10 protein-coding genes are annotated in these 15,419 nt (G+C 44.8%); 9 read left to right on the top strand and 1 reads right to left on the bottom strand.

Annotation, left to right across the window (positions count from 1 at the left end; genetic code table 11):
* Positions 1 to 196: 196 nt before the first annotated feature.
* The 9 genes from CA598_RS24640 (at position 197) to CA598_RS24600 (ending at position 13,983) form a co-directional block, all read left to right on the top strand.
* Positions 197 to 1,534 carry a glycoside hydrolase family 30 protein gene (locus tag CA598_RS24640; RefSeq protein WP_094874193.1) on the top strand — a complete coding sequence of 446 codons (1,338 nt, stop codon included), beginning with the start codon at positions 197 to 199 and terminating at the stop codon, positions 1,532 to 1,534.
* A 28-nt stretch (positions 1,535 to 1,562) separates the two neighbouring features.
* The gene (locus CA598_RS24635) at positions 1,563 to 4,790 is read left to right on the top strand and encodes a cellobiose phosphorylase (RefSeq protein ID WP_094878231.1); all 3,228 of its coding nucleotides are present in this window, start codon (positions 1,563 to 1,565) and stop codon (positions 4,788 to 4,790) included.
* A gap of 304 nt (positions 4,791 to 5,094) precedes the next feature.
* Positions 5,095 to 6,045 (top strand): ABC transporter permease, encoded by a 951-nt coding sequence (locus CA598_RS24630; protein WP_256990030.1) that lies wholly within the window; start codon positions 5,095 to 5,097, stop codon positions 6,043 to 6,045.
* Between the two features lie 18 nt (positions 6,046 to 6,063).
* Positions 6,064 to 6,954, top strand: a complete 891-nt coding sequence (locus CA598_RS24625; protein ID WP_094874190.1) for a carbohydrate ABC transporter permease — start codon at positions 6,064 to 6,066, stop codon at positions 6,952 to 6,954.
* Positions 6,955 to 7,063: 109 nt separating this feature from the next.
* Positions 7,064 to 8,764, top strand: coding sequence for a type 2 periplasmic-binding domain-containing protein (locus tag CA598_RS24620; RefSeq protein WP_094874189.1), 1,701 nt, complete (start codon positions 7,064 to 7,066; stop codon positions 8,762 to 8,764).
* A gap of 128 nt (positions 8,765 to 8,892) precedes the next feature.
* Positions 8,893 to 10,794, top strand: coding sequence for a cache domain-containing sensor histidine kinase (locus tag CA598_RS24615; RefSeq protein WP_256990631.1), 1,902 nt, complete (start codon positions 8,893 to 8,895; stop codon positions 10,792 to 10,794).
* Positions 10,791 to 12,353, top strand: a complete 1,563-nt coding sequence (locus CA598_RS24610) for a response regulator (RefSeq protein WP_094878229.1) — start codon at positions 10,791 to 10,793, stop codon at positions 12,351 to 12,353. The genes CA598_RS24615 and CA598_RS24610 overlap by 4 nt, the downstream gene beginning before the upstream one ends.
* A gap of 149 nt (positions 12,354 to 12,502) precedes the next feature.
* Positions 12,503 to 13,306: an AAC(3) family N-acetyltransferase gene (locus CA598_RS24605; protein ID WP_094878228.1), complete on the top strand. Its 804-nt coding sequence runs from the start codon at positions 12,503 to 12,505 to the stop codon at positions 13,304 to 13,306.
* Positions 13,307 to 13,344: 38 nt separating this feature from the next.
* Positions 13,345 to 13,983, top strand: a complete 639-nt coding sequence (locus CA598_RS24600) for a histidine phosphatase family protein (RefSeq protein WP_094878227.1) — start codon at positions 13,345 to 13,347, stop codon at positions 13,981 to 13,983.
* Positions 13,984 to 14,144: 161 nt separating this feature from the next.
* Here the strand turns inward: CA598_RS24600 and CA598_RS24595 are convergent.
* Positions 14,145 to 15,419 (bottom strand): S-layer homology domain-containing protein (locus CA598_RS24595; RefSeq protein ID WP_143812451.1); only part of this gene is annotated, 1,275 nt, incomplete at its 5' end.

Raw genomic sequence — 15,419 nt, 5'->3', positions numbered from 1 at the left:
ATGGAGCTATAATAGACCCATTGTTTATAAAATGCTCTTTCAATTGATTTGGAAGATCATTTTTTTTCGAAATAATCGAAACCGGTTTCGATTTATTTCGATTAATGGCTCATTGCTCCGAATTTTACAACATCGGAAGATGATCCAGTAAAGACTAGTGCTTTGGTAAGAAAACAATTCAGAGGAGATGGATGAAATGGCAAAAGTTCAAACTGTGGTAACTGCAAAAGATACAGGGGAACGCTTAACTCCAAAAGATGCAATTGTTTTTAGCGCAAGAGTAGGATCTGGGTCTGCCGATGTGGAGATTAAGCCAGAGCAGGAGTTTCAAAAGATGATTGGATTTGGCGGCGCTTTCACAGAAGCTGCAGCTTATACGTTGTCACGCTTGAGCTCCGAGAAACGGGCAGAGGTTATTCATCGGTACTTCCATCCTGTAGAGGGGTTAGGCTATAGCATGGGCCGTGTTCATATTCACAGCTGTGATTTTGCCCTCGGCAATTATACGTATGTTGCGGATTATGACACAGAGCTAGCTACTTTTGATATCTCACATGATCATAAGTGGGTACTTCCGCTGATAAAAGACGCCATGGAAGTAAGAGGCGGTGCATTCACGATGCTGGCTTCTCCTTGGAGTCCTCCGGCATGGATGAAAACCAATGGAGAAATGAATAACGGTGGATCACTGAAGCCGGAATTCGCAGAAGTTTGGGCACGTTACTATACGAAATTCATTGAAGCTTATGGAAAAGAGGGAGTACCGATTTGGGCAGTTTCCGTGCAAAATGAGCCGGCTGCTGTTCAGGTCTGGGATTCATGTATTTATAGTGCGGAAGAGGAACGGGATTTTGTTAAAAATCATCTTGGACCGGTGATGCATCAAACCGGCCATTCCGATGTGAACATTGTAATTTGGGATCATAACCGCGATATTATGGTCGAGCGTGCTTCGGCAGTATTATCTGATCCTGACGCTGCAAAGTATGTATGGGGTACAGGTATTCACTGGTACGGAGGTGAGGAGTTCGACAAAGTAGAAAAGGTACATGATTTATTTCCTGACAAGCATCTGTTGTTCACAGAGGGCTGCCAAGAGGGCGGCGTTAAGCTGGGGGAATGGTTTACTGGCGAACGTTACGGCAGAAACATGATTGGAGATTTCAATGCGTGGACAGAAGGATATCTGGATTGGAACCTGGTACTGGATGAGACTGGAGGTCCTAACCATGTAGGCAATCTCTGCGATGCACCGATTATTGCAGATACTACAGCGGATGAAGTGCATTATAACAGCTCCTATTATTACATTGGGCATTTCAGTAAATTTATTGCGCCCGGTGCGGTACGGATCGGATTTACATCTGAAGCGAAAGGTATCTTAACCACAGCATTCCGTAATCCTGACAGTAGTATTGCTGTCGTACTGATGAATGAAAGTGAAGAAGTACACAATGTAACGCTAGGTCTAGGCGAAGAAATTGCAAGCTGTGAGCTATCGCCTCATTCCATCGTAACGCATTTGATTTCATAAATAATCTACTACTTAGGAGGACATAAGTATGAGCAACTATTATTTCGAATCAGGTACATTTGTAATGGAGCAATTTGATGAAGGAAAGCCTTTCTCCAGTTTCTTACCGGGTCTTGCCGGACTGAAGGGAATTCCGATGTGGACTTTTTATGTGAATCGGGGTCAGGCCATTTGCAGCTTCGGGGTACGCGATAAGAATTCGCCGATCATGGAATTCTCTCCTGCAAATATCTCTTATAAGAACGTAGGCACGACCGGTTTCAGAACCTTTATCAAAATTAAAGGCGAGCAAGAGATTTATGAACCGTTTCAATCTGCACGTCCAGATCCTGCTGCAAAGCGCCTCATGACCATTTTGCCTAATGGACTTACCATTGAAGAAAGCCATGCCGGACATGGTCTTAAGACGACCGTACACTATTTTAATTTGCCTAATGACGATTATGCAGCATTGGTACGTCGGGTAGAGATTGAGAACATTGGCGGTAAAGAGATCGAGCTGGAGCTGATGGATGGTTTGCCTGAAATCTTGCCTTACGGCGTAGAGAACAGCGGATACAAGGAAATAGGAAATCTGCTGCGCAGCTGGATGGACGTATACAACTTAGAGAATGGCATTCCGTTCTATAAGCTGCGTTCCAGCACCAATGATGATGCACAGGTTAGCGAAATTACCAATGGCCATTTCTACCTGTCGTTCACTGGAGAAGGAGAAAAAGTCTCGCCAATCGTCGATTTCGAGCTAGTCTTTGGTGGCAATACCTCGCTTACGTACCCAGACCGCTTTGCGGGATTAACCCTTGCCGAACTGGGCGAGCTTCCGCAATACCCGGTCAACAAGGTTCCGTGCGGTTTTAGCGGAGTGGCAAGACGTTTAGCACCAGATAGCAGTCTGATCCTGAATACACTGGTTGGACATGTAAATGACATCGACAAAATCAATAAGAAGGCGGAGCAGCTATGCCGCGATGAATATATCCTGTCTAAATCTCAAGAGGCCGCAGGTCTGACGGAGGAATTAACAGAAGACATTGCTACGCACACTTCATCGTCTGTGTTTGATGCGTATTGCCGTCAATCCTATCTCGATAACTTCCTGCGTGGAGGCTATCCTTTTGTCTTCGACAATGGTGGGGATGGCTTTGTAGTTCACTTATACTCGCGTAAGCACGGTGACTTGGAGCGTGACTACAATTTCTTCTCATTGGCTCCTGAATATTATTCACAGGGAAATGGTAATTTCCGCGATATGAATCAGAATCGGCGGAACGATGTGTTCTTCAATCCGAAGGTGGGCAGCTTCAACATCAAAATGTTCTATAGCTTGATTCAGGCGGATGGCTACAACCCACTGAGCGTACAAGGAACAACCTTTGAAGTGAAACCGGACCGTAAGGCGCAAGCTGCGGATTGGATTGGAGAAGCTGTAGCAGATCATCAAGCGGAGCTTGTAAAGCTGTGCAGCAGTCGATTTACACCGGGTAGCTTAGTGAACTATATTGCGGATCATAATGTTACCTTGAAGGTAAGTGAGCAAGAGTTTTTGTCGGGCTTACTAGCTTTGTCACAGCAAAACATTGAGGCTGCTTTTGGCGAAGGCTTCTGGTCGGATCACTGGACATATAATATGGATCTGGTAGTAGGTTATTTGGATATCTTCCCTGACAAAAAGCAGGAGCTTCTATTTGGGGATAACACTTATGCGTTCTATGACAGCCCAGCGTATGTGCTGCCACGCAGTGAAAAATATGTAATCAGTGACGGAAAAGCCCGGCAATATGGCGCACTCCTTGAGGATGAGGAGAAGCTGCACAAGCTGAAATGGAAAGCTGGAGATACCCATTGGCTGCGTACTGAAGGCGGTCACGGCGCCATTTACCACACCAATTTGTTCGTGAAGATGCTGTCTCTTGCCTTGAATAAATTTACTACACTTGACCCTTATGGTATGGGTGTAGAAATGGAAGGCAATAAGCCGGGCTGGAACGATGCTATGAATGGGCTGCCAGGATTGTTCGGCTCCGGAATGAGTGAGACTTTTGAGCTGAAACGTACCGTAGTCTTTTTGTTAGAGACTCTGAACAGCAAAGAGAGCGTCCAAGGAGCTGTAGACCTCCCAGAAGAAATTGCACAGTTGCTTGAAGAGGTATATCATGCTGTCACGGCGGTTCTGTCGGGAGAATTGGAACAATTCAATTATTGGGACACTGTAGCTTCGGCGCGTGAGGCCTATAGAGCACGTATCCGTTTCGGTATTACTGGGACTGAGTCTGAAGTAAACTTAGAATACATTCGTGAGGTTCTCTCCAAGTTCTTGGTCAAAATCGACGAGGGGATCAACAAGGCAGTAGAACTTGGTAATGGACTTACCCCAACCTACTTCCGTTTTGAGGCGAAGAAATTCCAGCAGGTAACAGATGCTGAGGGTCAACCGGTAATCAGCGGATATGGCCTGCCAAAAGCAGTGGTCGAGGAGTTTGAGGTCTATGCCTTGCCATATTTCCTTGAGGGACCTACTCGCTGGTTGAAGACGCTGAAAGATCCGGTGCAGGCGAAAGAAATATACAATTTGATTAAGCAAACAGAGCTATATGATCCGACTACGTCTATGTATCAAACATCGGTTAGTCTAGAGGGAGAGTCTCATGAGATCGGACGAATGAGAGCCTTTACGCCAGGCTGGCTGGAGCGGGAGTCCAACTTCCTGCATATGTCCTACAAATATTTGCTTGAGCTGTTGAAGGGCGGGCTTTATGAGGAGTTCTACGGAGAACTGAAGACCTCGCTGGTTCCGTTCCTGGACCCGGCTGTCTATGGACGCAGCACGCTTGAAAATTCATCCTTTATCGCTACCGGAGGTAATCCTGATCCGAACAATCACGGTAGAGGGTTCGTTGCAAGATTAAGTGGGTCGACCGCTGAATTTCTGAGTATGTGGAGAACGATGATGGCCGGAAGCCATGTTTTCAGAGTAGAAGATGGACAGCTTACATTATCTTTGGATCCGGTTCTACCTGGCTGGCTATTTGATGAACACGGCAAACTTTCCTTCATGTTCCTAGGTGGAACGGAAGTCACTTATTCGAACCCAGAACGTGAGAATACATTCGGTGAGAAGAAGGTTGTTATTCAGAGCATGACGCTCATCTACCACGATGGAACAGTGACCGGAATTTCTGGAGCATTCGTTCGTGGTGAAGAGGCAGAGGCTTTGCGGCGTGGAGAAATTAAACAAATTCAAGCAATATTAGCATAACACTAAAGGGGAGGGCATAGGCCCTCCTTATCTTTTTCCATATACAGGAAAGTATAAGCTTCACATGATACATTATCCTTATTTTCTTGCATAAACGCTTACCGTCTTTAAAGGATGCCGAAAGCGTTTTAGCTTGAACCCGAAAAATGGAACCTATAATCCGAAATTCAATACCTTACGGAGACAGGCAAAAGCAAATACAATAAGTATATAGATATTGTAAGCGCTTTAGAAACAGAAAAAGATATATAGCCTGGAGGTCCAAAGGATGGAGAACAAAAAAGGCGTGGAATTAAGTCCAGCGATGAAGCCGCTTATTCCTGGCAATTTCGAAACCGGTAAAGTAAACCGCACCCCGATTTGGAAGAAGTTCATTACTCAACGACATTTGCAGACAATGGCACTGCTCGGTGTAGTATGGATGATTATTTTTAACTACATTCCTATGTATGGCATTATTATTGCCTTCAAGGAGTACAACATCGTCAAACCCATCTCGGAAGCCCCTTGGGTCGGTCTCGCGAACTTCAAAGAGTTCCTGGCAGACGATAATTTTATGTATGTAATGAAGAATACGCTGGGCATTAGCTTAATCAAACTATTGATCTTTCCGCTTCCGATCATATTCGCCCTCTTTCTGAACGAAATCCGATCCGTTCGCTTTAAGAAGAGTATTCAGACGATATCGTATCTGCCCCACTTCCTGTCCTGGGTAGTTCTTGGCGGGATTCTCGCCACTTGGCTGGCAGATGTGGGCATCATTAACAATATTCTGATGGCGCTGCATTTGATTGATCAGCCGATTTCGTTCCTGGCTGAACCGAAATATTTTTGGACCATTATTATTACCTCGGATTTATGGAAGGAGCTGGGCTGGTCAGCGATCATCTATCTGGCTGCCATTACCAGCATATCTCCAGAAATGTATGAAGCGGCCACTATCGACGGTGCCGGAAGATTCCAGAAAATGTGGTATGTTACCGTACCGACCATCAAAGGCACGATCAGCATCTTGTTTATTCTGGCGGTCAGCGGTGTACTGAACTCCAATTTTGACCAGATTCTGGTACTGCGCAATTCGCTGAATGACAGCGCGAGCAATGTGATTGACTATTATGTTTACTATACCGGTCTGCTCTCGGCCCGCTTCTCGTATTCAACCGCAATTGGGATGTTCAAATCGGTTATCTCGCTCATTCTGCTGCTAATTGCCAACCAAGTATCCAAAAAACTCAACGACACCTCGTTGTTTTAGGCCAAGGAGGACCTGTACATGATTACACTGAATCGCAGAACAAAGGGCGAAGTTGTCTTTGATATAGTCAACAATATTGGAATGCTTTGTATTTGCTTCGTTACGCTGTATCCGATCTGGTACGTGCTGATTAATGCTTTTAATGACGGAAAAGATGCAATGCTGGGCGGGATTTACTGGTTTCCGCGCAAATTTTCATTGGAGAACTTTAGTGCCGTATTCGCTAGCCCGGGAATTATGAGGGCGATGTGGCTTACCGTAGCCAAAACACTTCTCGGTGTAGGTCTGCATGTGTTCTTTACGGCGATGGTAGCATATGCGTTTTCCCGCAAGGATCTGGTAGGGGGCAAATTATACATCCTGTTAGGCACGATAACCATGATCTTTGCAGGCGGACTTATTCCGACGTACCTACTCATCAGAGATCTTCATCTACTGGAAAATTTTCTGGTTTATATTATTCCGGTTATGTTCAGCTTCTTCGATCTAATCATCTTCATGACCTTCTTCCGGGATATTCCTGATGGTCTGGAGGAAGCGGCGCGTATTGATGGAGCGAATGACTGGTCCATCTTCCTGCGGGTTGTCCTGCCGGTCTCCTTACCTGTACTGGCTACCATTGCGCTGTTCCATGGCGTTTACCAATGGAATGATTATTTTACCGGAATGATTTATATGAACAATGAAAACATGCAACCGATTCAAACTTTCTTGTACCGGGTTGTTGCCCAGTCCAGTTCCAATCTGATGATGACTGCCGTACAGGGAAGCGCCGTGACCAGGACCGTGACCTCGCAGTCCATCAAGCTGGCTACGATGGTTGTTACAACACTTCCAATTATCTTTGCTTACCCGTTCCTGCAACGTTATTTCGTGAAAGGGATGATGATTGGCTCCATCAAGGGCTAAGTGCCAGTCGCACTTCACCCGAACTAGTGGTAACTCCTCCGGACTGCTCCCGCAGTCTTGGAGTTATAAATTATATGATTAATCAATCTCAGAAAAGGGGTAAACAAGCATGGACATGAAAAGAAAGCCAAAGAAAATAATGCTGCTGCTAATGGCAGCAATCATGGTTCTGTCCGTAGCGGGCTGTTCCGGCAACAATGGCAACACCGCAAATAAAGGTAATGCCGCAAACAAAACTGAAGGTAACACAGCAGAGGCAACAGCTACAACAGCCCCAGAAGCTACAGCACTATCCGCTGATGAGCCGGGTTGGAAATCTGATACATCACCCATTACGTTTGACTGGTACCTGAACTTTGCCTGGTTCCCTAATAAATGGGGTGTAGATCCTACTTCCCAATATATCACTAAGAAAACCGGTGTTGACATTAACTTTATCGTTCCAGCCGGTAACGAAAATGAAAAGCTGAACACACTGATTGCTTCCGGTAAACTGCCGGACTTCATTACACTGGGCTGGTATGAAGATGCTGTTAAGAAAATGATTGAAGGTAATCTCGTGCTTCCTCTGAACAAACTGGCCGAAGAATATGATCCTTATTTCTTCAAAGTATCTGACCCTGACAAACTGGGATGGTACACACAAGCCGACGGCAATGTATATGGTTATCCGAATGCTTCTTCCTCACCTAAAGATTACGAGAAATATGGCGACACTTATGTATCCAACCAAACCTTCGTAGTCCGCAAAGACATTTATGAAGCGATTGGCAGTCCTGATATGCGCACACCGGAAGGATTCGTGGCTGCGCTGAAGGCAGCTAAAGAGAAATTCCCTGAAATCGATGGTCAACCGATGATTCCGCTCGGTCTGCATGAATTTACCGCAACCGGTAACGATTCTCTGGAACAATACATTCAGAATTTCTTAGCTATTCCAAGAGAAAAAGACGGAAAGCTGTATAATCGTGAGACTGACCCTGAATATATCCGTTGGATGAAAACTTTGCGTCAAGCCAACCAAGACGGCTTGCTTGCAAAAGATATCTTTATTGATAAACGTCCTCAAATGGAAGAAAAAATCGCTCAAGGCCGTTACTTCGCGATGCTGTACCAACGCACTGACTTTGCAGCCCAACTGGGAACGCTGTATCAGCAAGACCCGAACAAAATTTATATCGCTGTTGACGGACCGGCTAATACCAACCTGGATGCACCTACTCTAAACGGCCCTGCTATTTCCGGCTGGACAGTAACGCTGATCTCCAAAGATGTTAAAGATAAAGAACGTGCTATTAAATTTCTTAGTTACCTGAACAGCGAAGAAGGTAATAAAGACCTCTATCTTGGTGAAAAAGGCGTCAGCTATGATACGATTGACGGCAAAGACCAATTTAAACCAGAAGTCTTTGATCTAATGAATAAAGACCGTTCGGCATTCGACAAGCAATATGGTTCTTCCTTTACGTTCTGGATGCTGATGAATACCAATATTACAGCTCAATGGACACCTACAGCTGTAGAGCCTTTCAAACAGCTGGAAGACTGGACTCGCGGAAAAACAAAAAGTATCTCCGAGTTTGATCAAATCGATCCGTTGGCAAGCTCCCCGGAGGGCGTCATCTTATCTAAAATTAAAGATTTGCGCAGCAAAACGCTACCGAAGCTTTTGATGGCTTCATCCGATGCTGAATTTGATACCATCTGGACTGGTTACATCAAGAAGCAAGAGGATCTGGGTCTGGCTAAAGTGCAAGCCTTCCAACAAACAAAATATGAAGAGAATAAGTTAAAACTCGCAAATAAATAAAATAAAAACGACCCAATCGCCCGCTATTGCGGGCGATTGGGTTATTTTCAATCTATAATATGGTATAGATATTAAATAGGTTAAGCATTCACTATTTTAGCGAGGTGGACAGTACAGAAGTGTATAGAGTGAACAGACGTGAACGAGCTAGAGAATTATGGAATTCTTTTAGTTATTGGTGGGGAAGAAGATCTCTCCAGAGTCGTTTAATTGCAGCCTATGTTTTTATTATTTTAGGCCCGTGCTTGCTGGTATCCGTCTACTTCTATGAGTCTATCAATAATACCTATCTTAGAGATGCCATCGAGAAGAATGATTATTTGCTGCAAATGGAAAAGTTACATATCTATAATCAAATTGAGGCAATGGAACGTGCGGCACAGATGGCTTATTCTGATACCGATGTAGAAGATTTCCTTGCGAATGAAACCGAACCGCAGCTAGTAGATTTGATTAATTTCAATACAAATGCCTATGTGAATATGACTCGTATTCAATTTAATAATCCGAATATCGAGCATTTGCGGCTGTATTCGAAAAGCAATAAAGTGCATGAAATTTGGCCGATTATCTTTCGTGAAGAGAGAGTTTCTTCCAATCTATGGTTTCAGAAAGCGCTTCAAATGAAGGGGCAGGAATACTGGTCTTTTCAGAAAAGTGATCCGGATCTAATGCAGAGATACTTGGGAGCACCGACGGAAAGTCTGCCCAAGGTCTCATTGCTGCGTGAAAAGAGTCGTCCGGCAGACAATCATATAGGCATGGTGCAGGTGGATATGATGCTGAGTCGTTTTACACCTAAGACGTATACAGATGTCCGGGATAATCAGACCCAAATGTTCCTTGTGGATAGTGAACTGCAGCTTTTCACCAGACCGGATCATTCTTTTTTACAGAATAATCTGAAGATGGCTGATATGATTGCAGAACGGTATAAGCATTTTCGGGAAACTGGGGAATGGGATAGCGAGTACTCGGAGAATGGTCAATCGTTTTTGTTGATTAACACTCCGCTTGAACATATTGATGCTTATTTGTTAAATGTAGTGTCCATGGAGGGGGTTATGAAGGATATCTCCCGAACGCGCAACTTAATCATTGGTGCCAATGTCGGGTTTATTACCTTGCTAACGCTGATTGCTTATGTGACAAATGCCTTTATTCTAAAAAATCTACGTAGATTGACTGAAACAATGAAAAGAGTGCGTAGAGGTGAAGCGTACACTGGAATTATGATACGGGGTGGAGGGGAAGTTGGTGAGCTTGCCCATCATTTCTCTAAACTGATGAACACGATCAATACATTGGTAGCTCAAGCAGTAAGCAAGCAGGCATTGTCAAAAGAGGCTGAGTTACGTACGCTGCATAACCAGATTGACGCACATTTTTTATATAATACGCTGGAAAATATTAAAATGCTGGCTGAAATTGAAAACCAACGAACGATCTCAGATGCATTAACCTCACTAGGGGGGATGATGCGTTATAATTTCAAATGGTCCGGAGAGTATGTCAAGCTGCGAGACGAAATTCGTCATATTGAGAATTACATTGAAGTAATGAATATTCGTTTTGAGTATCCGGTTAAGCTGATGCTTCATATTGAACCCCGATATTTAGAGCTGGAGGTGCTTAAAATGTCACTGCAGCCAATTGTGGAGAACAGTGTTAAGCATGCTTGGTGCGATGAGAAAGATAATATGCAGGACCCGATCGTTCAAATTCATATTTCGGAAACGGAAGGTGATATTTTCATAGAGCTTCGTGATAATGGCATAGGACTAACACCAGAGCGTCTACATGCTTTAAACGAGGCGATTTATGCGAAAGATGAACGCCGTGAGAGCACTGCTGAACAGACAGCGGCTGACCGCCGAACAGGTGGCATTGGTCTGAGAAATGTACATCAGCGTCTGCAAATCTTTTATGGCGATGAATATGGGCTTGTAGTACAGAGTGAAGCAGGAAGCTGGACGATGGTACGTTTAGCCTTGCCGAAAGTTCTTTTGACGGGAGAAAAACAACTATGAAGAAGCTACTGATCATTGATGATGAGAAAAATATTCGTTTCGGTCTCAAGACTATGATAGAAAGAGAATTTCCGTCCATTTATACCATCAAGATGGCGAGTAACGGTGCAGAGGGGTTGGATATCTATAAGACTGATGGTGCAGATATTATTATTACAGATATACGTATGCCAGTAATGGATGGAATTACGCTGTTGAAGCAGTTGTCTTCGGCGACAAGGGGTGAGAAAAGTCCAGCAGTGGTAATTTTAAGCGGGTATGACGATTTTGAATATGCCAAAAGCGCGATCCGATATCGCGTGAAGGATTATTTACTTAAACCGATTCGTAGAGATGAATTATTCGAAATTTTGAAGTGTATAGATAAGGAGCAGGAGGAGCAGAATCTCAGCGCAAGGCAGCAGGAGCAGGAAGCAGAACATTTTCGCCGAGAGCTGCGCTCTAGCCGTTTACGGGGGCTGTTTATGCAGCAGGAAGTTCAGCTGGAGCCAGAGCAGCAGGAGAGTCTAGATGACTTGGAGGTTCCTTTTACAGTAGGTGTGTTGAATTACTATTGTAATGACGGATCAAGAATGAAGCCGGGGGATGTTCAGGGGCTGGTTGAACGATTGATAGGACCACTTGAAAAGTGTTTTTCGGAAATCACAACGGACTGGGATGGTAAATTAGTATTACTCGGAACCAGAAAACAGGATTTTATAGAGCTGTCCAGACAAGCAGAAGCTAAAGAAATAATGGGATTGTCGATTGGAATAAGCAGCGAAGGAAGAAGTCTCGCAGATCTTCGTTCCTGTTATAAGGAAGCGTCCCGGGCTTTACAGTATACTTTTGTATATCCGCAAGTGAACTTATTGAATTATGCGGATGTGAGTCAAGAACGGTCTAATTCTCCCTTACCGAAGGAGGGAATTCGTAAGCTGCTCAATATGCTTGGAACAGAACGCGAGAAGGAAATGAAGCATCTTCTGGCTGAGATTTTTCAGACCGAGCATTTGAAGGCGCTTGACCTGTCTTATTTGGAGTCGGTGGGACAGAATATCAATGAATTGGTGCTGGATGAAGTATTTCGGGTGCATGGCGAAGCCTCGGTAGAGGTGCTGAAACTGTATCGTACAGTAGGCAATATGTACAATTATCGTCATTTCCATGATTATTATCGTGCGCTGGAGAATTTGCTCCTGAGTGTGAGTGATTATATTCTAGGGGTGCGCTCTGCTCATACGGAGCATGCTGACATGGAGGAAGCGCTAAATTATATTGAGACGAATTATGCTCGTCCACTAAATATGGCTATGGTTAGTAACCATGTTTCTTTGAATTATTCTTATTTTAGCGAAGCCTTCAAAGCATATACTGGGGAGAATTTTGTCATTTATTTAAAAAAGGTGCGCATCCGTCATGCTAAAGAGCTGTTAGCGAAAGATTGTGGGAAGCTTGCGGAAGTTTCGGAAAAAGTAGGTTTTGAGAACAGCAAGCAATTTGCCCGTGTATTCAAAGAGTTGGAAGGAATCTCTCCAGGGGATTATAGAGCCAAAATGCTGTCTGAAGATTTTTCGTAAAAGGCAGGATAAGTAGCTTTAGTATAAATATCATTGCTGTACTGTACCTTGATAGACGGTATGGGTGTCGTTAGAAGTAATCCTCCTATATAATGGCAGTGAGAAGCTTTGTTAGGATTAGCAGCAAGAGAGTTTGGAGGGAATGAAGGGTGGAAGAAATTCAAGGCAATTTGATTACAGTTCAGACGTTGGCAGAGGACTTTCGGCGCCTGGGTGTACAGGCGGGGATGACGATTATACTGCATTCGTCCTTCAAATCACTAGGCCAATGGGTGGCAGGTGGCCCGGTTGCTGTTATTTTGGCGCTTGAGGAGGTCCTTGGAGAAACAGGCACGCTTGTGATGCCGACGCATTCAAGTGATCTGACGGACCCTGCTGGCTGGAGTAACCCACCAGTGCCTAAATCTTGGTGGCAGAGTATCCGTGAGCAGATGCCGGCCTATGATTCAGACCTGACTCCACTGAGAGGGATGGGTATTATTCCAGATTGCTTCCGTAGGCAAAAAGGGGTAAAACGCAGCGATCATCCCATTCATTCATTTGCGGCTTGGGGCAATCATAGGGATGAGGTTATATATGGTCACTCCCTCGAATACGGTTTGGGGGATGACTCTCCATTAGCTCGTATTTATGATCTTGGGGGAAGTGTACTGCTGCTAGGCGTAGGGAATTTAAATAATACTTCATTACATCTTGCTGAATGCCGTGCCTGCTATGAAGGAAAGAAGCAAGTCATTGGCGGGGCACCTATGATGGTGGATGGACATAGACAGTGGTTGGAATTCAAGGAGCTAGATTGGAACTCTGACGATTTCGTTGAACTTGCTGAACAATTCGGGCAAGAAACAGGGCTTATTACATATGGTCACATCGCCTCAGCTGCTGCTCAATTGATTCCGCAGCGTGAAATTGTTGACTATGCGGTGAACTGGATGGAGCGAAACAGGAAGTAGACTATCTCTGGATTTGGGGCTAAGAGGAGGAGCGACGGATGAATACTACAACGATATATCTAACGCGTCATGGTCAGACAGAATGGAATGTGCAGAATCGTATGCAAGGTCATATGGACTCTGCGCTGACGACGCTTGGTGTACAACAGGCGGAATGGCTGAGCCGGGGAATGCAGGCTATGAATCTTGATGTTATTTATGCAAGCTCTAGCCCAAGGGCGCTGCGTACAGCTGAAATTATACGCGGAGAGCGGGATGTTCCGCTGAAGATTTCCGATGCATTTAAAGAAATCGGCATGGGTGTATGGGAAGGTAGAGATTCTACTGAACTGGCAGCTCAGTATTCAGACCAGCATCATTATTTCTGGAAGGACCCCGACCAATTTAAAGTGGAGGGCAGTGAGACCTTCGCAGAGGTGCAGATAAGAGCGCTGGAGAAGCTTCAGGAAATTCTCACTGCCCATCAGGGTGAGACGATTCTTATCGTAACGCATACGGTAGTGATCAAGCTCTTGATGGCTTATTTTGAGGGCAGAGAGTTGCCTAAGCTATGGGATCTGCCTTACATTTATCCAACCTGCTTATCGAGGATTGATTTTACGGATGGCGTGGCGGAGATCCTGCTGCACGGGGATACAAGTCATTATGAAGTGAATAAGGCTGGGATGGAATCGTAGAATTGTAGTACTTACATTCAATCTAGTAGGACTTATATATAAAGGCGGTTCCTCGGGTGCATGATGCACTCGGGGAACCGCCTTTTTGTAACGAGAAACGCAGGGATATCATAGAAACACTATATCACCGTTTCTTCCCTAGAGCTGAGGGTCAGCCTATATTAGTTGATAAACTGGAGATATTTCAATGTCTTTTCGAGCATCGTAACGGCTTCAGCACGAGTTGCTAGTTTCTGTGGAGCAAAGGAACCGTCTGTCGCTCCTTGGATAATGCCCGCAGTAGCGATTTCTGTGATTGCTGCTTGGGACCAAGCAGGAATGCTTACCGCGTCACTGAATTTAGCTAGTGCTGCAGGATCGGCATTTAAGGTTTTGCCCGTGTACTTGATGGCTTTAGCTAATACAGAGGCCATTTCTTGACGAGTGATCGGGCTACCTGGCTTAAAGCTGCCATCGGAATAACCAGAAATCAATTCGGCTTCTGCTGCAGTGCGAATAGCATCAGCATACCACGCGCTTGGATTTACATCCTTAAATGATGCCTCACCACCTACTGTCGAAAGTCCTAGAGAACGCGTAATTAATGCTGCGAACTCAGCCCGTGTGATCGACTGTGAAGGAGAGAACGTATCGTTATTTGTTCCACTGACAATCAACTTGGAAGCTAACAGATTAATGGACGCTTTAGCCCAGTGTCCGTTAAGATCCCCGAACGTTTTGGAAGTCTTAACGACGGTGTAATAGCTGTTGCTATTCCGTTTAATCGTAACATCCGTGGTCCCATCAGCCTTAGGCGTAAATATCGCAGGTACGAAAGAAATCTTACCTGTAGCAGGATCGAAGACAACTGCTGTTGCGTTATTTGAATTTAAGGAAGAAGGTACATTGATCATCCGATTAACGTAAGTACTGCCGAAGCTGTTCAGCGGTACAAGCTTTGTTCCAGCTTGCGCTGAAACACTGAAATCAATTACTGGAGCAGCTAAAGTAGCATTGCCTAGCTGTGAAGAAATAGCTTGGTTTGTACGGTTTAGTGTTCCCGAATCCGCTAGAAGAATGGATACCGTAATTGTAAAGTCGCTGCTACCTAATTGAGCAGTAAGTGCTGCGCTGTTTATAACGCTGAGCGGTAAGGAATAAGAAGTGCCAGCAGTTGTAAAGGTAAGAACGGTATTAGGCTGTGCTGCAGCTTGTTGTACAAGCACACTGCCTGGAAGTACTACTTGAGCGCCGCTAGTAGTAGCTTTAACCGGAATGACCAGCTCATGGCTACCGATTGCCAGTTCACTGAGTTGCTTGGTCAGATCAGCAGCATTAATCGTTGTTACTTGCGGTGTCGCTATTGGTGCAACAGTTGGCGCCGGTGTCGCTGTTGGTGCTGTTGTTGCAGTTGGAACTGCTGGTGATGTTGGTACTGTTGTTGGTACTGTTGTTGG

The sequence above is a fragment of the Paenibacillus sp. VTT E-133291 genome (genome assembly GCF_002264395.1).
GTDB lineage: Bacteria > Bacillota > Bacilli > Paenibacillales > Paenibacillaceae > Paenibacillus_AQ > Paenibacillus_AQ nitricinens.
Note: the sequence above shows the minus strand (reverse complement) of the source record. Positions and strands in the feature narration are given on the sequence as shown.